Origin of the sequence: Streptomyces lancefieldiae (genome assembly GCF_031845825.1) — a bacterium.
In the GTDB taxonomy this organism is placed as follows: domain Bacteria; phylum Actinomycetota; class Actinomycetes; order Streptomycetales; family Streptomycetaceae; genus Streptomyces; species Streptomyces lancefieldiae.
Genome location: NZ_JAVRFH010000005.1, coordinates 92,215 through 113,708, shown reverse-complemented (window position 1 = coordinate 113,708; position 21,494 = coordinate 92,215). Strand labels below are relative to the sequence as shown.

Genomic DNA, 21,494 nt, shown 5'->3' with positions numbered 1-21,494 from the left:
GGCCGCGGTAGGTGGCGAGAAGGATCTCGCGGGAGCCGTTGAGGTCGTGGGCGGTGGCTTCGCAGCGGAAGGCGATGGGAGGCCGCGGAGCGCCGCACAAAGAGGCCGGCGGAGGGAGCGTCAGCGCGGCCGGGCTCACCGCGCGGGCTCCCGTGCCGTCTCTCGCGCCTCGATGATCTGGCCGAACTGGATCGAGTACAGCTCGACTTGCGCCGGGGTGAGGACGAGTACGGTCTCGCAGACGCCACCGTCCTCGTAGTGGACGGTGACCGGTAGAGCCGCTTGTTGAGCGCGGTGGTCATAGATGGCATCTCGCCGCATCGGCGTCACGTGCGTGGCCGGGACCGGCACCGGGTGCAGGGTGGTTCCGTCGGACCGGGCTCGCCAGTCCTCACCGCCGCCGGGTGGGCGAAGTTGGTACGACGCCGAGGTGTCGCTGGGGAGGGCGACGACCACCCCGATCCGTCCCGCCTTGGCGAGGTCAAGGGCGAGGTCGCCGAGGCGAGGATGAAACGGGGCGCCAGCGCTTAACTCGGCGCCCCGAGCAGGGGGTTGCTTCGAGGTTCGATCTGCCATACCCCGAAGCTAGGAATATCTCCGGGGCCCAATATGAACCGCAGGAATACGACCCTCAGCCGTCGAGGTGGAAGCGGTCTGACATGCGACGAAGCTTCTCGCGTGTGCTCGCTCGCTCGGCGTACACGATGCTGCGCAGGGTTGACCGGGCGATGGGGTGGTTGCGGATGAGCTGGGGCGCGATGCGCTCGGCCCTCTCCAGTTCCTTCAGTGCCTTGTCCCGGTTCCCGTCCCACAGCCAAGCGCGTGCCACGTCCATGCTGTAGTGGCCGCGACGGGAGTTGGGTAGCGCCTCGATCACCTCCGGGCGCATGCGCCGGTTTATCGACAGCGCCCTTCCTTGCTCGTGCATCTCCAGCGCGACGCTGATCGCGTGGATCTGCACATTGCCGGGTGAGAACGTCAGGCTGTGGCGGTCGTACACGGGAGGGCCCCCGTACTCTGCCATCCGGTTCGACGCGGCCCACGCGTGCTTGATTCGATCCCGGGCCTCAGCACGACGACCAGCCCGCGCAGCGGAGACGGCCGCGCGCAGTTGCAGCGAGCCCCAAGCCCGCACGGCAAGCGGGTCGCCCTGGTCGTACTCGTGCTGCACGCTTCGGAGAGCCTTGTCCGACAGGGCGATGGCGTCGTCCCAGTCGGCCGTGGCCCACATGTCCCAGACGCGCATCCAGTCGGCAACGGCGGGCATGACGGGATCGGCGGACTGCCGCGCGGACCAGGCGGCTCGTTCACAGGCCATGGCGACAAGCTCAGGGTGACCAAGGGCGTGCGCCGCGGTGTGAGCGAACTTGCAGCACACCGCGTAGATGGCGTACGCCTCTTCCCGCTCGTGGCCGGTGGCTACCTCGACCAAGGCGCGAGTCTCGCGGAACAGGTCGGGCAGTACCTCCATGATCGCCACATTGGCGGCGGCGTCGCGGAGACGGTGCAGGCGGCTGGTCTCCTGCCAGAGCTGTGCGGCCGGCCGGGGGGTGCCGTCGAAGACGGGGGCGAGGTCGTATCGGCGGAGTTCACGCATGATCGCTGCTGCGGCGACCTGCCACTGATTCTCGGCCGGGGAGCTGTTGTACGGACGCGCGATGAGGTCGTTGGGGTGGACGTGCAGTTCCGAGGCGAGCAGGTTGAGCAGGCCGACGCGGTCGAGTTCGATGTGCCCGCGCTCCATCTTGGACACCCACCCCTGCGTCTTGCCCAGGGCGGCGGCGAGGTCGGCTTGCGTCATACCGAGACGGAGCCGTGCGCGACGTGCGCGACGACCGATCTCTTCGGCTTCATCCAGCATCAGCGCGCCCCCCAAGTGGTGAGGCGCTGGCGTTCCAGCGGGCGGCGAGGCATCGATGCTCCATCCGTGTGGGCTTCTTCCCTTGACGGTACAGAGACCCGGCGTCAGATGTGGAGTGCTACAGGCGAGCCCCACGACTACGCAGAGGTTGACCGGCTCGTTGTAGATCAGCAGGCTCGATGGATGGGCGATATCAGGTGCGCTGCCACGTGTGTGGGCCGGTAGCTTCGTCCCGGTGAAGCCTGGAGAAGCCATCCAGTCGCAGAACAACGGAGGACGCAGTGGGGAGAAGCCATGGTTGTGCACTGGGATCGGGGGAGGACAAACGCGGCCCAGCCGGGGCTGTAAGGACGCTGGTGCCGCGGTTCCGGAATTCAGTGGTAGCGATCTTGCGGTATCTGGAAACGCGGGGAGCGCATGACTTACGGCTTCCGGTTCATGATCAGGATCGAGTGAATCACTGGTACGAGAGATTACTCGCGGCCGTTCTTGTCCTGCTGGGCTTACTGGTCGGTTTCTGGAAGCTCAGCCGTGACGCAACGTCCTGGAGAGATGAGACCGTCAGCTATGCGGCGGGATCGCGTTCTCGGGGAGAATTGTGGCACTTGGTCCAAAACGTCGACGCTGTCCACGGCTTGTACTACTTCCTTACGCATGCGGTGCTTGCGGTCTGGGACGACGGCGTACTGACCTTACGAGTCATGTCCGTGCTCGGCGTACTGGTTGCCGTGCTGGGAGTCAACGCCATCGGCAGCCGCCTCGGCGACCCGGCAACTGGGTTCTTGGCCGGTGTCGTTTTCCTGTGCGTCCCCCAGGTGCAGTTCTACGCGCAGGAGGCCCGTTCGTACGCGTTGGTGACCGCGGCAGTGGTGTGGGCGACCTGGTTCTTCGTCCGCGCGCTGCAAGAAGATGAGCGACGTTGGTGTGCCGGGTATGGAGTGTTGCTCCTGCTGGCCGGGTGGCTACACATTTTCTCTCTGCTTGCTTTCCTCGCGCATGCACTGACGCTGTGGCTCGTTGGCGGCCTGCGCGCTCGCGGACTGCGCTGGTTGTCCACGGTCGCTCTTGTCGGGTTTGGCATCGCCCCACTGGCCGTGGTCAGCGCAGGCCAAGCATCAGCACAGCTGGACTGGCTGAGTCGGCCGGGCTTGCAGGACTGGCTGGGGTTCGCTGTCCCAGCCACAGTCGCACTCGCCTTGGGCGAGCTGCTTCGCCGCAGACGTAGGGACTCGGCTCGCGCGATATCGCTCCAGGCCGTGGCCGTTCCGCTTATGGTTGCCCCGGCCGGCTTTCTGCTCGTCGTGTCCTTCGTACATCCGTGGTACGTCGACCGTTACGTCCTGTACTGCATGTCCGGACTGGCGCTCCTTATCGGGCAAGCCCTGCGGCACTGGCAACTGCTCCTCCGTGCCGAAGGGACTCCAGCGCTCAGGCGGCGCCGTCTCTTCGCCACAGTAGCCACCGGCTTCGTTGTCTTTTCTGCCTTGGCTCCCTGGTACTGGTACATGCGCCTCGCGGCCAGTCGCACTGACAGCGTGGGTAGCTACTGGGGGCTCACCGCCACGGCGCCGGGCGAACCCCTACCGGTGCTGTTCCAGCCCGCTCGCCGCCGTGTGTGGGTGCTGGCCCGACCTCCCGTCTTCGGCCCACTCGACGACATAGCGCTACGCCAGACGCCGGAAGCCTCTGGCACTCTCTACGGTGTGGAAGCGTCCCCGGACATGATCCGACAGCGCATGCTCCAGCACCGTGAGATCAACGTGTTGCGCGATCGACCGGGCCAGCCGTTGGACGACACCCCTGCTGAAAACGCCAAGCGAGAGGTCCTGCGGCAGCACTATCAACTCTGCTGGGTGATCCAAGCCCCCGGAGGTGAAGTCGCGACCTTCATCCGCCGTGACGCCGCCCCGACGGACCCGCTGTGCGCGTCCGGACGAGTCATCCGGGGTTGACCGTATTTGTGGCCAATCCCAGAAGGTCGCGAGGTCCGGCAGCACGGCTCTAGGCTTATCGGCCTGCGGCCGGACCTGGTGTCGGTGATTGGTGCAGTGGGCCCGGGGCGCGGAACGGAGCCAGTGGACCCCGTGTGGACCACAGACCCCGCGCGGCGCCCCGGGCCGGTACGCTGTACCCGCTCCGTCCCTGGTGGGCGGGCCACAGGTGGGTTGCCCGAGCGGCCTAGGGGCACGGTCCTGAAAACCGTTTCCCGCCGTCGGCGCTCCTGCCTAGGGTGTGCGCATGGAACTGAGGGTGGCGAGTCTCGCCGAGCGGCCGGAGATGCTGGACCGGGTCCGCGGCATGGCCGACAGTTGGCCCGCGTTCGCCGTCGAGGATCTCTCGGGCAACGCCCACTACCCGCGCATCGCCGTCGAGTTGCCCGAGTACGTGCAGTTCGCCGAGGACGAGTACGGCGAGGTCGTCGCCCACGGTCACAGTGTTCCGTTCGCCCTGCACACCGAGGGACGGGGCACGCTGCCCGCGCGCGGCTGGAGCGAGGTGCTCGTCTGGGCCTTCAGCGACCTGCGCCGCGGGGTCCGTCCCGACACCGTCAGCGCCATCTCCGTCACCGTCGCCCCGCACGCCCAGGGGCTCGGCCTGTCCGGCCGGATGCTGGCCGCCATGCGCGACAACGCCGAGGCCCGCGGTTTCCGCGAGGTCGTCGCTCCCGTCCGCCCCAGCGCCAAGCACCTCGAACCGCACGCCCCCATCGAGGAGTACGCCCGTCGGCTGCGCCCCGACGGTCTGCCCCACGATCCCTGGCTGCGCGTCCACGCCCGGGCCGGCGCGACCATCGATTCGGTGGCCCCGGCCTCCATGACGGTCTCCGGCTCGCTGGACGAGTGGCGGCGCTGGACGGGACTGCCCTTCGACACCGCCGGGGACGTCGAGGTTCCCGGCGCGCTGGTGCCGGTGCGCTGCGAACCGGAGCGCGGGTACGCGGTGTACGTCGAGCCCAACGTCTGGATGCGGCACGCGCTGTGAGTCACCCGGGCACGGTTGCCGTGCGTGCCGCGGTCCGGGCCCTCCGTCTCCCGCAGGATGACCGCGCGCGGGACGTCGGCGGTCAGAAGTTGCCGTTGCCGAGGATCTCGCCGTCGGCGTCGTAGACGGTGACGAGGCCGTTCTCGCTCTGCTTCCAGTCGGCGAACGCGGAGGCGATCAGCTTGGCGGGGCCCGTGCCCTCGCCCATGATGCCGCCGGTGAAGTCGGTGTAGACGTCGGCGGAGTCGAGGATGTCGTTCTGTTCGTCGGCGCCCTGCACCTTGGTGACGTGGGAGATGGCGTCCTTCTCCGTGGGCGTTCCGTTCTTCGCCACGAACGCCTTGAACTGGTCGGCCTGCGAGGCCTTCCCGCCGGCCTTGCCGTCGGCCTTCGTGTCGCCGGACTTCTCGGGCGCACCGGCGGACGTCCGGCTGTCGCTCTTGCTGTCGCCGTCCCCCTCGGAGTTCGCCGAGACCGCGCCGATGATGGCGAGGCCCACGACAGCGCCCAGCGCGATCTTGGTCTTCATGCCCATGACTGTGTCCCCTCCCAATGCGGCGACCGCCACCTCTCGGCGGTCGTCCGTTCGCTGGGTCAATAAGAACAGTGCTTGTGAACCGAGTCAACCCGGTTCACAAGGTGACGTGCGTACACGGCCGTGAATCGGGGTGGTCGTGCGTGCGTCGGTATGCTCGACGTCACACAAGCGACGAGGGAGCCGTGCGGGTGCAGGACAACGCGACAGAAGTGACCGCCGCCGGAATCGCGCGACTCGCCGGTGTCGGCCGGGCAGCCGTGAGTAACTGGCGCCGTCGGCACACCGACTTCCCCAAGCCGGTCGGCGGCACCGAGACCAGCCCCTCCTTCGCCCTCGCCGAGGTGGAGGACTGGCTGCGCGAGCACGGCAAACTCGCCGAAGTCCCGTTGCGCGAGCGGGTCTGGCAGCAGCTGGTAGGACACCCCGAGGGGCCGGTCACCGCGCTCACCCACGCCGGTTGCGTCCTGCTGCTGATCCACGACCGCCCCACGCTCTGGCTGGAGCTGAGCGCCGGCTCGGACGAGCGCCTCGCCGCGATGCTGCCCGAGGCGCTGGACCAGGTGCTGACCCCGCGGTTCGGGGCGGCGCCCCGCGGACGCCGCGGTCGCGAGAGGAACGCGAGGAGTGCTGCCCCCGGGGGAGCCGCGGACTCCGCCGCGGGAGTGTCGCCGGCTGTGAACCCGGGCTCCGGTGACCGTGCGGCACCCGCCGTTCACACGGAGGGCTCCGTGAAGGCACCGGCCACTGTGAACACCCCACCGACGGTTCACACTCCGCCGACCACCCCCCACACCCCACCCGCTGCTCCCGCCCCAGCGGATCACCTCCCAGCCGATCACGCTCCCGCCGTTCACCCCCCCACCGGCCCCGCCCTCCTCGCCTCCGCCCCCCTCCTGCGCGGCACCGCCGAACTGGCCGCCGAGCTCGGGGCCCGGAAGGCCTTCGAGTTCCTGCTCGGCCGACACCTCGACGCCAACCCCCGCCAGTACACCCTCACCCCCACCGACCTCGCCGGCCTCATGGCGGACCTCGCCGGCCGGCCCCGCACCGTCCTCGACCCCGCCTGCGGCACCGGCACCCTCCTGCGCGCCGCCGCCCCCCGCTCCGAGCAGGCCGGGCCCGCGCAGGAGCTGTACGCCCAGGACGGCGCACCGGACCTCGCCGCCCTCGCCGCGCTCCGGCTCGCCCTGCACACCCGCGCCACCGTCCGCACCGCCACCGGCGACACCCTGCGCGCGGACGCCTTCCCCGGCCTGCGCGCCGACGCGGTCCTGTGCCACCCCCCGTTCAACGAGCGCAACTGGGGGCACGACGAACTCGCCTACGACGCCCGCTGGGAGTACGGCTTCCCGGCCCGCACCGAGTCCGAGCTGGCCTGGGTGCAGCACGCGCTCGCCCGTCTGAAGGACGGCGGCACGGCCGTCCTCCTCATGCCGCCGGCCGCCGCCTCCCGCCGCTCCGGCCGCCGGATCCGCGCCGACCTGCTGCGCCGGGGCGCGCTGCGGGCCGTGGTCGCGCTGCCCGTCGGCGCGGCACCGCCGTACAACATCCCGCTCCACCTGTGGGTGCTGCGCCGCCCCGAGAAGGCGCCCGCACAGCCGGAGGTGCTCCTCGCCGACGTGGGGCGGTTCGCCGGTGAGCAGCGCGGCGGACCGGACTGGCGCGCCGTGCGGGACGCCGTGCTCGACGCCTGGCGGGACTTCGACGACGCCGGCCGCCTGGACGAACGGCCCGGCCTGGCACGCTCCGTCCCCGTCATCGAACTCCTCGACGACGACGTCGACCTGGCCCCCGCACGCCACCTGCCGCCCCCCACGGCCGTCGACGGCGCCGGAGAGCTCACGGACCTGCGCGAGCGCCTCGGCGAGACCCTGCGCCTGACCGCCGACCTCACCCCACGGGCCGCCGACACCGCACGGCTCGCGCCCCGCTGGCCCCTCACCACCGTCGGCGAACTCGCCCGCGCCGGCGCCCTGATGCTGCGCACCGGCACCCACGGCGGCCACGCGCGCGTACCCGTGCTCACCGACCACGACGTACTCGCCGGCACCGGCCCCTCCGGCACCCTCCCGGCAAGCGACGAGGAACCCGTACTGACCGCCCCCGGGGACGTCGTCGTCCCCGTCCTCGGCGGCGGCTCCGTCGCGCGCGTGATCGACGGCGAGACCTCCGGCGCCGCCCTGGGACGCAACCTCGTGCTGCTGCGCCCCGACCCCGCCGCCCTCGACCCCTGGTTCCTGGCCGGGTTCCTGCGCGGCACCGCCAACAACCGCCAGGCCAGCAGCTACGCCTCCACGGCCACCCGCCTCGACGTCCGACGCCTCCAGCTCCCCCGGCTCCCGCTCGACGCCCAACGCCGCTACGGTGCCCGCTTCCGCGCCCTCGACGAGTACGAACGGGCCCTCAGACTCGTCGGCCGCCTCGGCGAGCAGCTCGTACGCGGGATGTACGACGGGCTGACGGACGGTACGGTCGCGCCCGGCTGACGGTCCCGGCACGCGAAGCGACCAGCGACGACAACGGTTCGGTACAACGGGGAGCCGTTGTCCGAGTCGGCCTATACGCTCGTCTCCACACTGGTCCGTCCGGTGTACGTCCGGTTTCACCAGGTCTCCAGGAGCAGCCATGCACGGCCAGGGCTACGTGCCGCCACCGCCGCCGCGTCGACCCTCGACCGCCGTGCTGGTCGTACTGCGTGTCCTCTTCGTGGCCCTGCCCCTGCTGAGTATCGGGTTCCTCGCCTGGGTCTCGACGCTGTGGGCGGCCATCGTCACCCGCAAGCCGCGCGACTGGTGGGCCTTCGCGGCGTCGGTTGCCGTCCTGGTGGTCAGTTTCAGCCTGCTCGCCACCGACGACACGGACGACTTCAGCAGCCCGAAGGGCAACGCGGGCATGATCATCCTGTTGCTCAACGCCTGCGCCTGCGCGGGCTACTTCCTGTACACGGACGTCCGGCACTACCAGTCGCCGTACCACCCCCGCCCCGTGGCGTCACGGCCTCCGGTCGCCGGGTACGGACACCCGCAGCCCGCGTACCCGTACGCCGCCACGCCCCCGCAGCCGCCTGCCGCCGCCTACCAGGTCCCGCAACCGCTGCATCCCGTGCAGCCGCCCCCGCACCGGCAACCGCCCCCACCCGCCCGCATCGACCAGGTCCGCGCCGAGCTCGACGAGCTCAGCGACTACCTGCGCCGCCATGACGGCCAGGGCAACGGCAACCACGAGGGCGGAAGGTGACCGTGGCGACAGGACGCGTCGTCGCCGGCCGCTACGAGCTGTCCACGCTCATCGGACAGGGCGGCATGGGCCAGGTCTGGACGGCGTACGACCGACGGCTCGACCGGCGTGTCGCGGTGAAGCTGCTGCGCCCCGACAAGGTGGCCGGACAGGAGGCCGCCGAGCTGCGCCGCCGGTTCCTGCGCGAGTGCCGGGTGACCGCGCAGGTCGACCACCCCGGCCTGGTCACGGTGCACGACGCGGGCAGCGAGGGCGAGGAGCTGTTCCTCGTCATGCAGTACGTCGACGGCGCCGACCTCTCCGACCACCTCGCCGAGCACGACCCGTACCCGTGGCAGTGGGCCGTCGCGGTCGCCGCGCAACTGTGCGCCGTGCTCAGCGCCGTGCACGCCGTGCCGATCGTCCACCGCGACCTCAAGCCGCGCAACGTGATGGTGAAGCAGGACGGCACCGTCACCGTCCTCGACCTCGGCGTCGCCTCCGTCATGGACGCCGACACCACCCGCCTCACCCACACCGGCACCCCCGTCGGCTCGCCCGCCTACATGGCGCCCGAGCAGGCGATGGGCGGCGCGGTCGGCCCGTACACCGACCTGTACGCGCTCGGCGTACTCCTGCACGAACTCCTCAGCGGTGACGTCCCGTTCGCCGGCTCCACGGCGCTCGGCGTGCTGCACCGGCACCTGTACGAGCCGCCGCTGCCCGTGCGCCGCGTCCGCCCCGAGGTCCCCGAGGCGCTCGAAGCACTCGTCCTGCGCCTGCTCGCCAAGGACCCCCAGCACCGCCCCGCCTCCGCCCAGGAGGTCTACGAGCACCTGGCCGTGCTCCTGCCCGCCCGGGGCATGCCCACCGGCGGCCCCCTCGACCCCACCCGCCCCTTCCTGCGCCCGCACGCCCCCTGGCCCGACCGCGCCCGCACCCCCGCACCCCGGCCCGCCCCGGCATCCCCCGCCGCCGAAGCCGGGAAGCCGGACGTCGCCCGCGCCGTCGACGACGTCAAACGCCTCCTCGGCGAGGGCCGCATCACCCAGGCCGTCGACATCCTCGGCGCGATCCTGCCCACCGCCGCCGAGCAGCACGGCGAACGCTCCCCGGTCGTGCGCACCCTGCGCAAGCAGTACGCGGCCACCCTCATGGACGACGGCCAGTACCGGCGCGCCCTGCCCGAGCTGCGCCGCCTCGCCGACGAGCGCGCCGCCGAGGCCGGCCAGGCCGACCCGCAGTCCCTGCGCCACCGCTACGACGCCGCCCAGTGCCTGGAACAGCTCGGCGAACCGGCGGCCGCCCTCGCCGAGTACCGTGCGCTACTGCCGTACTACGAGAACCAGTACGTCGCCGGCGACCCCGACCTGGCCCACGACGTCCGCCGCCGCATCGGCCACCTGCTCCTCGCCCTCGGCGACCGCGCCGCCGCCCACGGGACGCTGGCCCGGCTGCTGCACGACGTGGAGCGCGTCCACGGCCCCGGCCATCCGCTCGCTGCCGAGATCCGGCGCACGCTCCAGTGGCTCGGTCAGGTACGCGGCTGACGACCGTCACCCGGCCCGGAGCGAGGCGGTGCCCGAAGTCCTCACGAATCGTTGGGCGAATCGTTGGTCGAATGGGTTGGCCGGAGACGGGCCACTGCCTACCATCGATCATCGCAAGACTTTGTGCACCGTCGCACAATCTCCAACGGGAGGTTCCCTTGCACCGCCGCCGTCGCTCCGCGCTCCTCCTCGCCGCCGCGATCGCCGCCGCGGCACCCGTCCTCACCGCCTGCGGCAACGACGCGCATCCGGGCGCGGCGGCCGTCGTGGGCGACCAGCGGATCACCGTCGCCCAGCTGGAGAACCGCGTCGACGAGGTGCGCGAGGCACAGCGGGCCGCCGTCCCGGACCAGGACCAGTACCAGCAGGTCGTCGCCAGGACCGGCAGCCTCACCCGCGACACCCTGCACGGCATGGTCCTCGACCAGGTGCTGCACCGCGCCGCCGAGGACGCGGGCGTGACCGTCACCCGCAAGGAGGTCGGGGAGATGCGCACCGGCCTGGAGCAGCAGGCCGGCGGCGCCAAGGAGCTGGAGACCGTCTGGCTGCAGCAGTACGGCGTCGCCCCGGCGCGTCTCGAGGACAACCTCCGCCTCCAACTGGAGGCCCAGAAGCTCGCCGGCAGCCTCGGCACCGACACCAGCCGCCCCGAGTTCTGGCAGGCCCTCTCCCGGGCCTCCGAGAAGCTCGACGTCGACCTCAACCCGCGCTACGGCGCCTGGGACGTCCAGAAGAGCAGCCGCGTCGACGCACAGACGCCGTGGGTGCGGGAGATCACGGCGGCGGGGACCCGCCAGACGGCGTAACCCTCCTGCGTACGCACGCCCCCCGCACGGCCCCCCCCCGCACGGCCCCCCCCGCACGGACCCCGCACGGCCCCGCGCCCTGTGGACAACTCGAGGGGCCGTCGGCGGCGTGCGTTAGGTTCGGAGAGTGAACGCAACCACCGCCGACGCGACCACCCCCGACCAGGGCCGCATCGTCCTGCTCACCACCAGCCACCGTGTCGCCCCCGGCCTGCTGTCCTGGCCCGCCTGGCAGGCCCTGCACGGCGCCGACCGCGTGCTGTGCGCCGACGGAGCGCACCCGCAGCTGCCGTATCTGCGCGAGGCGGGCATACGGGTCGACGAGGCGGCCCCCACCGCCGAGGAACTGGTCGCCGCCTGCGCCGGCGGTCACACGGTGGTGGTCGTCGCGACCGGCGAGGGCGACCCCGCGCTCACCGACGGTCTGGCCCGCCTCGCCGGCTCCGGACGCCTCGCGATGCCGGAGCTGGAACTGCTCCCCGCCTCCTACGACCTCCCGGGCGCGCGCCTGCTCGACCTCGTCCAGGTCATGGACCGCATCCGAGTGGAGTGCCCCTGGTCCTCCCGGCGGACCCACGAGGGCCTGGCCAAGTACGCCATCGAGGAGGCGTACGAACTCGTCGAGGCGATCGAGGACGGCGACCGCGACGAGCTGCGCGAGGAACTGGGCGACGTCCTGCTCCAGGTCGTCTTCCACGCCCGCATCGCGGAGGAGGACCCCGACACGCCGTTCTCCATCGACGACGTGGCCGGCACCATCGTCGCCAAACTGATCCACCGCCACCCGCACGTCTTCGGCGACGAGACGGCGACGACCCCCGAGGAGGTCCGGGAGCACTGGTTGCGCACCAAGGCCGTCGAGAAGCAGCGCACCTCGGTCACCGAGGGCGTCCCCCTCGGCCAGCCCGGTCTCGCCCTCGCGGCCAAGCTCGCCTCCCGCGTCCGCACGGCCGGCCTCCCCGTCCCCTTCCCCTCCGGCGAGGGCATCGGCTACGAACTCCTGGCCCTGGCGGCACGCGCCGAGGCCGAGGGCACGGACCCGGAGGCGGCCCTGAGAGCGGCGGCACGGGCGTACCGGGACGCGATCAGGGAGACGGAGGGCGCCGAGGGCTGAGACCGGTGCCGTCTGGGGCCGGCGGAGGAAGGGACACCGGCGCCCCGGACTCCCCCGGCTCCCCGGATACCGTCAAGGGGTGACCGACCACTCCACGCCCGACCGCCCCGCCCCCGAGCTGTTCACCTGGGAGTTCGCGAGCGACCCCTACCCCGCCTACGCCTGGCTGCGCGAGCACGCCCCCGTGCACCGGACGAGGCTGCCCAGCGGGGTGGAGGCCTGGCTGGTCACCCGGTACGCCGACGCCAAGCAGGCCCTGGCCGACCCGCGGCTGTCCAAGAATCCGGCGCACCACGACGAGCCCGCGCACGCCAAGGGCAAGACCGGCATTCCGGGGGAGCGGAAGGCCGAGCTGATGACCCACCTGCTGAACATCGACCCGCCGGACCACACCCGGCTGCGGCGGCTGGTCAGCAAGGCGTTCACGCCCCGCCGGGTCGCCGAGTTCGCGCCCCGGGTGCAGGAGCTCGCCGACGACCTCATCGACCGGTTCGCCGGCACGGGGTCCGCCGACCTGATCCACGAGTTCGCCTTCCCGTTGCCCATCTACGCCATCTGCGACCTGCTCGGCGTCCCCCGCGAGGACCAGGACGACTTCCGGGACTGGGCGGGGATGATGATCCGGCACGGTGGCGGGCCGCGGGGCGGTGTCGCGCGGTCGGTGAAGAAGATGCGGGGCTATCTCGCCGACCTCATCCACCGCAAGCGCGCGGCGCTGCCGCCCGAGCCGGGCCCCGGCGAGGACCTCATCTCCGGCCTCATCCGCGCCTCCGACCACGGCGAGCACCTCACCGAGAACGAGGCCGCGGCCATGGCCTTCATCCTGCTGTTCGCAGGGTTCGAGACCACGGTCAACCTGGTGGGCAACGGCACGTACGCCCTGCTCACCCACCCCGAGCAGCGGACCCGCCTGCAGGAGTCCCTCGCCGCCGGCGAGCGCGACCTGCTGGAGACCGGGGTCGAGGAACTCCTGCGTTACGACGGACCGGTGGAACTGGCCACCTGGCGCTTCGCCACCCGGCCGCTCGCCATCGGCGGGCAGGACATCGCGGCCGGTGACCCCGTCCTCGTCGTCCTGGCCGCCGCCGACCGGGACCCGGAGCGGTTCACGGACCCGGACACCCTGGACCTCGCCCGCCGGGACAGCCAGCACCTCGGATACGGCCACGGCATCCACTACTGCCTCGGCGCCCCGCTCGCCCGGCTGGAGGGACAGACGGCGCTCGCCACGCTCCTGACCCGCCTCCCGGATCTGCGCCTCGCCGCGGACCCGGCCGAGCTGCGTTGGCGCGGCGGGCTCATCATGCGCGGACTGCGCACCTTGCCCGTTTCCTTCACACCGGTCACGTCACCGGCCGACAACGTCACGCCGCCGACGCAAAAGTGACACGCGCTCAACTCTGTGATCTTCACGTGATCTGTGCGGCATGAACTTGTGACAAGCGATCATCTGCCTATACGTTCACGGATCAGCGTGGTGTGTGGAGCATCGTTCACCGCGCGGGCCCCCGTCGTCTCGTGAAAGGTCGTCGCATGCTCTCCGGGAACGGTCGTCACCGCCGCCCCCGCCAGGCCCCCGCCCTGGTCGTCGCCGCCGGAGTGACCGGCTCCGCCATCGCGATCCCCCTCCTCGGCGCCACCGGCGCCCACGCGGCCGACGGGGTCAACTGGGACCGGGTCGCCGAGTGCGAGACCGGCGGCGCCTGGAGCCAGAACAGCGGCAACGGGTACTACGGCGGCCTGCAGCTCTCCCAGGAGGTGTGGGAGCGGTACGGCGGCCTGAAGTACGCGCCGAGTGCCGACGAGGCCAGTCGCGCCCAGCAGATAAGAATCGCCGAGAAGCTGCACGCGGACCAGGGCATCGCGGCCTGGCCGACCTGTGGTCTGCTCGCGGGACTGGGCAACGACTCGGCGTCCGCGGGCAGCGGTCCGGGCGCGACGGGTGACGGCTCGTCGCAGGGGTCGGGGACGTCGACCGCCCCTGAGCCGACCGACACGTCCGACTCCTCCGGTTCCTCTGGTTCCTCTGGTTCCTCCGGCTCGTCCGGTTCCTCCGGTCCGTCCGGGGCCTCCCGTTCGACCGACGCCTCGGAGCCGACTCCCGGCACGTCACCTTCGTCCTCCGCCTCGACCGCTCCTGACTCCCCGTCGACCACAGGGGACGAATCGAACAAGTCCGACACGTCCACTGAATCCGGCTCCACGGCGAGCGCCGACCCGCAGGAGCCCGGCGGCTCGCACAGGGGTACGCCCAAGACTGATGAAACGGACAAGGCGGGGCAGAGCGACGGCTCTTCGGCTCTCACCGACACCGAGGATTCCGGTTCGGGCCGGCATCGTGGCGGCAGCGCCGACGAGGGCGCGGCGGACGGCCGTTCGGCCGAGTCCTCGGGCCGGCACGCCTCGCGTGGCGAGGGTGGCGAGGGTGGCGAGGGTGACGCGCGAGAGGTCGTGGACGGCTCCTACACCGTCCGTTCCGGCGACAGTCTTTGGGGTATCGCCGACTCCCTCGACCTCGACGGCGGGTGGCACTCGCTCTACACCGTCAACAAGACGGTCGTCGGCGCCGACCCGGACCACATCCTCCCCGGTCAGACGCTCACGGTCATGGGCGAACCGGGTGAAAAGTAGGGGGAGTTCGCGTCACGGTTCGAGGCATATATCCGTTTTGGATCTCGTGAGAGATAGGTCTCAGAAGCCGTGATCGTCTTTGAAAATCCGCGGAGCGCGTGGCTACGGTCGTGACCGCTCGCCTCCGCGGGCCCCGGCTGCCGCAACGCCGAATCCTGCCAGCGGCCGTCCGGGAACAGTCGTCGCGTCAAGCGCCGCAGGCAGGAGCGGGGGAACCAAGGTAAGTGCCGTACCGGGCAGTTGAGCCGGAGCGGCTAGGGGTGGAGCCGAGTTCCGCGAGGAACCCGGCCGGGCAACTCAACCGGCCCGAACCCGACAGCTCACCTCGCAGGCGTCGGTGAGGGGATCGATCCATGCTGTTTTCCGGCAAGGGCAAGCACCGTCGTCCGTCCAAGGCCACCCGTGTCATCGCCGTCGCCGGTGTCACCGGCGCGGCCGTCGCCGCCCCGCTGATGGCGGCCGGCAACGCCTCCGCCGCCACCGAGTCCGAGTGGGACGCCGTCGCCCAGTGCGAGGCCGGCGGCAACTGGTCCATCAACACCGGCAACGGTTACTACGGCGGTCTGCAGTTCTCCGCCTCCACCTGGGCCGCCTACGGCGGTACGCAGTACGCCGCCACCGCCGACCAGGCGACCAAGGCGCAGCAGATCGAGATCGGCGAGAAGGTGCTCGCGGGCCAGGGCAAGGGTGCCTGGCCGTCCTGCGGCACCGGCCTGTCGGGCGCCGCGTACACCGGTGGCGGATCCTCCGGCGGGGGCCAGGACAGTGGTTCCTCGCAGGGCTCCGGCAGCTCCGGGAGCACGCAGAGCCAGAGCAGCGGCTCCACCGCCGACCGCTCCACCGAGCAGAAGGCCTCCCGCTCCGCCGAACGCCCGGCGGCCAAGAAGGAGACCGTCACCACCCCGACCGGCAAGAAGGTCGAGAAGGGCGACGGCGAGTACAAGGTCGTCAAGGGCGACACCCTCAGCTCGATCGCCGAGGCGCACGACGTCGAGGGCGGCTGGGCGAAGCTGTTCAAGCTGAACGACGACATCGTCGACGACGCCGACCTGATCTACCCGGGCCAGCAGCTGCACCTGAAGTAGGCAGCGGCCCCCTTGCTCCCGTCCCGGTGCGTGTTCCCCCGTACGCACCGGGACGGGTTTTTCACGCCCCGATTCCGTTCCCGGTTCCGTTCCGGGCTCCGTTCCTGGTTCCGTCCGCTGTTCCGTCCCCGAACCCGTCCCCGGTTTCCGCCCCTGTTTACGCGAACGTCTTTGTTCCGTTCGGAAACAATTTACTCTCGGTTCTGTCCACCGGGTGGGCGACCGGCTGGCCGATCGCCCGGAGCCGGTTAGGCTCGTCCCGCAGAGCCGCTGCGGTCCTGCGGACCGGTTGCGGTTCGGCGGACCCGCGTCACACCGAAGCGTCACATTGAAGAAGGAGATGCTCGTGCCGTCCATCGACGTCGTCGTAGCCCGGGAAATCCTGGACTCCCGAGGCAACCCCACGGTCGAGGTCGAGGTCGGCCTCGACGACGGCAGCACGGGTCGTGCCGCCGTTCCGTCCGGTGCCTCCACCGGCGCCTTCGAGGCCATCGAACTCCGTGACGGCGATGCCAACCGTTACCTGGGCAAGGGTGTCGAGAAGGCCGTCCTGGCCGTCATCGAGCAGATCGGCCCGGAGCTCGTCGGCTACGACGCCACCGAGCAGCGCCTGATCGACCAGGCGATGTTCGACCTCGACGCCACCGACAACAAGGGCTCGCTGGGCGCCAACGCCATCCTGGGCGTCTCGCTCGCCGTCGCCCACGCCGCCTCCGAGGCCAGCGACCTGCCGCTCTTCCGCTACCTGGGCGGCCCGAACGCGCACCTGCTGCCGGTGCCGATGATGAACATCCTGAACGGCGGCTCGCACGCCGACTCCAACGTGGACATCCAGGAGTTCATGATCGCCCCGATCGGCGCGGAGTCCTTCTCCGAGGCCCTGCGCTGGGGCGCCGAGATCTACCACACCCTGAAGAAGGTCCTGAAGAGCAAGGGCCTGGCCACCGGCCTCGGTGACGAGGGCGGCTTCGCCCCGAACCTCGGCTCCAACCGCGAGGCCCTCGACCTGATCCTCGAGGCGATCAAGGAGGCCGGCTACACCCCCGGCGAGCAGATCGCCCTCGCGCTCGACGTCGCCGCCTCCGAGTTCTACAAGGACGGCTCCTACACCTTCGAGGGCAAGGAGCGCTCGGCCGCCGAGATGACCGAGTACTACGCGGAGCTCGTCGACGCGTACCCGCTGGTCTCCATCGAGGACCCGCTGTTCGAGGACGACTGGGAGGGCTGGAAGACCATCACCGACAAGCTCGGTGACAAGGTCCAGCTCGTCGGCGACGACCTGTTCGTCACCAACCCGGAGCGCCTGGCCCGCGGCATCGAGGAGGGCGCCGCCAACGCCCTGCTGGTCAAGGTCAACCAGATCGGTTCCCTGACCGAGACCCTGGACGCCGTCGAGCTGGCCCAGCGCAACGGCTTCAAGTGCATGATGTCCCACCGCTCCGGCGAGACCGAGGACGTCACCATCGCCGACCTGGCCGTCGCCACCAACTGCGGCCAGATCAAGACCGGTGCCCCGGCCCGCTCCGAGCGCGTCGCCAAGTACAACCAGCTGCTGCGCATCGAGGAGATCCTCGACGACGCGGCGGTGTACGCCGGCCGCAGCGCGTTCCCTCGCTTCAAGGGCTGACGCCGGTAGGCAGCGTCGTCCGTACGTCCCCGTACTCGGTCCCGTACCGTGTGCGGGGACGTACGCGTGTAGGACGGCCGTGACGAGGCATGAGGGCGAACGGGAGGCGGGGACATGGCGGTGCTGTGCTGTCCCGGGGGACACCCCCTGGACCCCCGGCCGGACGGTGGGGCGGTCGGCGTGGGCATGCGAGGTGGGACTCCGTGACCGGCCGGGACCGTTTCTCCACCGCGACCAGGATCCGGATCATCGGGGAGCAGACCGCGGCCCGGGTCTACCGCTCGCAGACCAAGCGCCAGGCCCGCCGCTCCCGGCTGACCGGCCGGGCCGCGCTGCTGGCGATGGTGCTCTGCTCGCTCGTCGTGGCGCTCGCCTACCCGATACGGCAGTACGTGGCCCAGCGCGCCGAGATCGCCGACCTCCGGCAGGAGCAGGAGGAGACCCGGCAGCGGGTCGAGGACCTGCGCGGCCTCAAGGCGCGCTGGCAGGACGACGCCTTCGCCGAGCAGCAGATCCGGCTGCGGCTGCACTATGTGATGCCGGGGGAGACGGGATTCGTCGTCGTCGACCCGGACGCGGCCAAGCAGGCGCGCACCGATGTCGGCGCCGCCGACCGCCCCTGGTACCGCAACGTCTGGGCGGCGGTCGACAAGGCCGACGCCGCCCACCGGCAGTGACTCAACAGGAAGACCAGCAGAAGACAGCCATGCAGACTCCCCCGCCGACCACCGAGCGCACCGAGCCCACCGACGCGGACGTCGAGGCGTTCCAGCAGCAGCTCGGGCGCCCCCCGCGCGGACTGCGCGCCATCGCGCACCGCTGCCCCTGCGGACAGCCGGACGTCGTGGAGACGGCACCGCGGCTGCCCGACGGCACGCCCTTCCCCACGCTGTACTACCTGACGTGCCCGAAGGCGGCCTCCGCGATCGGCACGCTGGAGGCGAACGGCGTGATGAAGGAGATGACCGAGCGGCTGGCCACCGATCCGGTGCTGGCCGCCGCCTACCGGGCCGCGCACGAGGACTACATCCGGCGCCGCGACGAGATCGAGGAGCTGACCGGCTTCCCGAGCGCGGGCGGCATGCCGGACCGGGTCAAGTGCCTGCACGTTCTGGTGGCCCACTCGCTGGCGGCCGGTCCGGGCGTCAACCCGCTGGGCGACGAGGCGATCGCGATGCTGCCGGAGTGGTGGCGCAAGGGGCCGTGCGTGTCCCTCCCGGACGTCAAGGACGTCAAGGACCTCAAGGGCGAGGAGGACGACAAGTGACCCGTGTCGCCGCCATCGACTGCGGTACGAACTCCATCCGGCTCCTGGTCGCCGACGCCGACCCGGCCACCGGTGAGCTGACCGACCTGGACCGCCGGATGACCATCGTGCGGCTCGGCCAGGGCGTCGACCGCACCGGACGGCTGGCGCCCGAGGCACTGGAGCGGACCTTCGCCGCCTGCCGCGAGTACGCCGAGGTCGTCAAGGAGCACGGCGTCGAGCGGCTGCGTTTCGTGGCGACGTCCGCCTCCCGGGACGCGGAGAACCGGGAGGACTTCGTGCGCGGCGTGGTGGACATCCTCGGCGTGGAGCCGGAGGTCATCTCCGGCGACCAGGAGGCCGAGTTCTCGTTCACCGGCGCCACCAAGGAGCTGACGGGCCGGGACCATCTGGACAAGCCCTACCTGGTCGTGGACATCGGCGGCGGCTCGACGGAGTTCGTCGTCGGCGACGACCATGTGCGCGCGGCCCGCTCGGTGGACGTCGGCTGTGTGCGGATGACCGAGCGGCACCTGGTGCGCGACGGCGCGGTCACCGACCCGCCGGAGCCGGAGCAGGTCGCGGCGATGCGGGCCGACATAGCGGCGGCTCTCGACCTGGCCGAGCGGACCGTGCCGCTGCGCGAGGCGCGCACGCTGGTGGGGCTGGCCGGCTCGGTGACGACGGTGTCCGCGATCGCCCAGGAACTGCCCGCGTACGACTCGGTGGCCATCCACCACTCGCGGATCTCCCGCGACCGGGTCCGTGAGATCACCGAGTGGCTGCTGCGCTCCACCCACGCCGAGCGCGCGGCGGTGCCCTCCCTGCACCCCGGCCGCGTCGACGTGATCGCCGCCGGGGCCCTCGTGCTGCTCTCGATCATGGAGCGGACGGGTGCGGAGGAGGTCGTCGTGAGCGAGCACGACATCCTCGACGGCATCGCGTGGTCGGTGGCGTAAGGCCGTCCGCGGTCGTGGTCCGAGCAGGCCGGGCGACGTTTGAGCGGCGCCGGGGGGCCCGCGGGGGCCCCTCGGTGACAGCCTGTCGGGAAACTTCGTGAAGTTCTTCACAAGGAATTGGGCCCTGACGGACGACGAAAGGGTGCCGGTTGACCCTTTTGGGGGTTCAACCGCCCTTTGAACGTGTTCAGGACGGTGCCCCGAGAGGGTGTCCGGAAGGGGCTCGGGGGGAGTGGTCCACCGCCCTCGGCGGTGCCAAGGGGCAGCTCACGCGGCATTGACAACGGGGTGTGAGGTGGACTGGTTCCCTCTCTCACCATGACCTCCGTCACGTGAGTCGCGGATAGTAGCACAGGCCTCGTAAGAGCTTGTGAAGGGGCGCACGAACCACCCCCCTGGACCGGGTGGATACTCGATGGCATGAGCACCACGGAGCGTCCCAGGATCCTCGTAGTAGGCGGTGGGTACGTAGGCCTGTACGCAGCTCGACGCATCCAGAAGAAGATGCGTTACGGCGAGGCGACCGTCACCGTCGTCGACCCGCGGTCGTACATGACCTACCAGCCCTTCCTCCCCGAAGCCGCCGCCGGCAGCATCTCCCCGCGGCACGTCGTCGTCCCCCTGCGGCGCGTGCTTCCCAAGGCGGAGGTCCTCACCGGCCGGGTCACCACCATCGACCAGGACCGCAAGGTCGCCACGATCGCCCCGCTGGTGGGCGAGGCGTACGAGCTGCCGTTCGACTACCTGGTCATCGCCATGGGCGCGGTCTCCCGCACCTTCCCGATCCCCGGCCTCGCCGAGCAGGGCATCGGCATGAAGGGCATCGAGGAGTCCATCGGTCTGCGCAACCACGTCCTGGAGCAGCTCGACAAGGCCGACTCCACCACCGACGAGGAGATCCGCCGCAAGGCGCTCACCTTCGTCTTCATCGGCGGCGGTTTCGCCGGCGCGGAGACCATCGGTGAGGTCGAGGACATGGCCCGCGACGCGGCCAAGTACTACAAGAACGTCTCCCGCGAGGACATGCGCTTCGTCCTCGTCGACGCCGCCGACAAGATCCTCCCCGAGGTCGGCCCCAAGCTCGGCCAGTACGGCAAGGAGCACCTGGAGAGCCGGGGCGTCGAGATCTACCTGTCCACCTCCATGGACTCCTGCGTCGACGGCCACGTGGTGCTGAAGAACGGCCTCGAGGTCGACTCCAACACGATCGTGTGGACGGCCGGCGTCAAGCCGAACCCGGCGCTGTCCCGCTTCGGCCTCCCCCTCGGCCCCCGCGGCCACGTCGACTGCGAGCCGACGCTCCAGGTCAAGGGCACCGACTACATCTGGGCCGCGGGCGACAACGCCCAGGTCCCGGACCTGGTCGGTCGCAAGGCGGGTAACGAGAACGCCTGGTGCCCGCCGAACGCCCAGCACGCGCTGCGCCAGGCCAAGGTCCTCGGCGACAACGTGGTCTCCGGCATGCGGGGCTTCCCGCAGAAGGAGTACAGCCACGCCAACAAGGGCGCGGTGGCGGGCCTCGGCCTGCACAAGGGCGTCGCGATGATCGTCATGGGCAAGATGAAGATCAAGCTCAAGGGACGTCTCGCCTGGTACATGCACCGCGGCTACCACGGTCTCGCGATGCCGACCTGGAACCGCAAGATCCGCGTCTTCGCGGACTGGACGCTCGGCATGTTCCTCAAGCGCGAGGTCGTCTCCCTCGGCGCGATGGAGACCCCGCGCGAGGAGTTCTACGAGGCCGCCAAGCCGGCGCCGGCCGCCGCGCCGAAGGCCGCCGACAAGAGCGAGACGCCGGCGAAGACCGAGGAGAAGGCCAAGGCCTCCTGACCTCCGGTCGCCTCCAGCCGTAGTCGCCCGAAGGGGCCGCCCGCCATCC

At 71.0% G+C, this 21,494-nt stretch carries 18 protein-coding genes and 1 riboswitch; of the genes, 15 read left to right on the top strand and 3 right to left on the bottom strand.

Features of this window, described 5'->3' with window-relative positions:
- Nucleotides 1-135: 135 nt before the first annotated feature.
- Together RM812_RS06930 and RM812_RS06925 are read right to left on the bottom strand one after the other, a co-directional pair.
- Nucleotides 136-576, bottom strand: a complete 441-nt coding sequence (locus tag RM812_RS06930) for a hypothetical protein (RefSeq protein ID WP_311571505.1) — start codon at nt 574-576, stop codon at nt 136-138.
- 55 nt (nt 577-631) lie between these two features.
- Nucleotides 632-1,861, bottom strand: coding sequence for a helix-turn-helix domain-containing protein (locus RM812_RS06925; RefSeq protein WP_311571623.1), 1,230 nt, complete (start codon nt 1,859-1,861; stop codon nt 632-634).
- Between the two features lie 635 nt (nt 1,862-2,496).
- On the opposite strand from RM812_RS06925, the gene RM812_RS06920 reads away from it, so the two are divergent.
- Complete coding sequence (locus RM812_RS06920) at nt 2,497-3,813, top strand: glycosyltransferase family 39 protein (protein ID WP_311571504.1); 1,317 nt, start codon at nt 2,497-2,499, stop codon at nt 3,811-3,813.
- A 286-nt stretch (nt 3,814-4,099) separates the two neighbouring features.
- Nucleotides 4,100-4,843 (top strand): N-acetyltransferase, encoded by a 744-nt coding sequence (locus RM812_RS06915; protein WP_311571503.1) that lies wholly within the window; start codon nt 4,100-4,102, stop codon nt 4,841-4,843.
- A gap of 82 nt (nt 4,844-4,925) precedes the next feature.
- On the opposite strand, the gene RM812_RS06910 is transcribed toward RM812_RS06915, so the two are convergent.
- Nucleotides 4,926-5,378, bottom strand: coding sequence for a hypothetical protein (locus RM812_RS06910; protein WP_311571502.1), 453 nt, complete (start codon nt 5,376-5,378; stop codon nt 4,926-4,928).
- A 191-nt stretch (nt 5,379-5,569) separates the two neighbouring features.
- Here RM812_RS06910 and RM812_RS06905 point away from each other — a divergent pair, with 191 nt between their 5' ends.
- The 13 genes from RM812_RS06905 (at nt 5,570) to RM812_RS06845 (ending at nt 21,445) form a co-directional block, all read left to right on the top strand.
- Nucleotides 5,570-7,867 carry an N-6 DNA methylase gene (locus tag RM812_RS06905; RefSeq protein WP_311571501.1) on the top strand — a complete coding sequence of 766 codons (2,298 nt, stop codon included), beginning with the start codon at nt 5,570-5,572 and terminating at the stop codon, nt 7,865-7,867.
- 139 nt (nt 7,868-8,006) lie between these two features.
- Nucleotides 8,007-8,618, top strand: coding sequence for a hypothetical protein (locus tag RM812_RS06900; RefSeq protein ID WP_311571500.1), 612 nt, complete (start codon nt 8,007-8,009; stop codon nt 8,616-8,618).
- A gap of 38 nt (nt 8,619-8,656) precedes the next feature.
- Nucleotides 8,657-10,147 carry a serine/threonine protein kinase PkaE gene (gene pkaE / locus RM812_RS06895; RefSeq protein ID WP_311571622.1) on the top strand — a complete coding sequence of 497 codons (1,491 nt, stop codon included), beginning with the start codon at nt 8,657-8,659 and terminating at the stop codon, nt 10,145-10,147.
- 158 nt (nt 10,148-10,305) lie between these two features.
- Nucleotides 10,306-10,953 carry a SurA N-terminal domain-containing protein gene (locus RM812_RS06890; RefSeq protein WP_311571499.1) on the top strand — a complete coding sequence of 216 codons (648 nt, stop codon included), beginning with the start codon at nt 10,306-10,308 and terminating at the stop codon, nt 10,951-10,953.
- Nucleotides 10,954-11,080: 127 nt separating this feature from the next.
- Nucleotides 11,081-12,067, top strand: coding sequence for a nucleoside triphosphate pyrophosphohydrolase (locus tag RM812_RS06885; RefSeq protein ID WP_311571498.1), 987 nt, complete (start codon nt 11,081-11,083; stop codon nt 12,065-12,067).
- A gap of 79 nt (nt 12,068-12,146) precedes the next feature.
- The gene (locus RM812_RS06880; protein ID WP_311571497.1) at nt 12,147-13,454 is read left to right on the top strand and encodes a cytochrome P450 family protein; all 1,308 of its coding nucleotides are present in this window, start codon (nt 12,147-12,149) and stop codon (nt 13,452-13,454) included.
- Between the two features lie 146 nt (nt 13,455-13,600).
- The gene (locus RM812_RS06875; RefSeq protein ID WP_311571496.1) at nt 13,601-14,698 is read left to right on the top strand and encodes a transglycosylase family protein; all 1,098 of its coding nucleotides are present in this window, start codon (nt 13,601-13,603) and stop codon (nt 14,696-14,698) included.
- A 182-nt stretch (nt 14,699-14,880) separates the two neighbouring features.
- Nucleotides 14,881-15,047, top strand: a riboswitch (cyclic di-AMP (ydaO/yuaA leader).
- Nucleotides 15,048-15,051: 4 nt separating this feature from the next.
- Nucleotides 15,052-15,783 carry a transglycosylase family protein gene (locus RM812_RS06870; protein ID WP_311571495.1) on the top strand — a complete coding sequence of 244 codons (732 nt, stop codon included), beginning with the start codon at nt 15,052-15,054 and terminating at the stop codon, nt 15,781-15,783.
- Nucleotides 15,784-16,129: 346 nt separating this feature from the next.
- Nucleotides 16,130-17,410, top strand: coding sequence for a phosphopyruvate hydratase (gene eno, locus RM812_RS06865; RefSeq protein ID WP_311571494.1), 1,281 nt, complete (start codon nt 16,130-16,132; stop codon nt 17,408-17,410).
- Between the two features lie 203 nt (nt 17,411-17,613).
- Entirely contained in the window at nt 17,614-18,087 is a 474-nt protein-coding gene (locus tag RM812_RS06860) for an FtsB family cell division protein (protein ID WP_311571493.1), read from the top strand.
- Between the two features lie 29 nt (nt 18,088-18,116).
- Complete coding sequence (locus RM812_RS06855; protein WP_311571492.1) at nt 18,117-18,677, top strand: DUF501 domain-containing protein; 561 nt, start codon at nt 18,117-18,119, stop codon at nt 18,675-18,677.
- Entirely contained in the window at nt 18,674-19,615 is a 942-nt protein-coding gene (locus RM812_RS06850) for a Ppx/GppA phosphatase family protein (RefSeq protein ID WP_311571491.1), read from the top strand. The genes RM812_RS06855 and RM812_RS06850 overlap by 4 nt, the downstream gene beginning before the upstream one ends.
- A 420-nt stretch (nt 19,616-20,035) precedes the next feature.
- A complete protein-coding gene (locus tag RM812_RS06845) occupies nt 20,036-21,445 on the top strand; it encodes an NAD(P)/FAD-dependent oxidoreductase (protein WP_311571490.1) in 1,410 nt (469 codons plus the stop codon).
- Nucleotides 21,446-21,494: the final 49 nt, after the last annotated feature.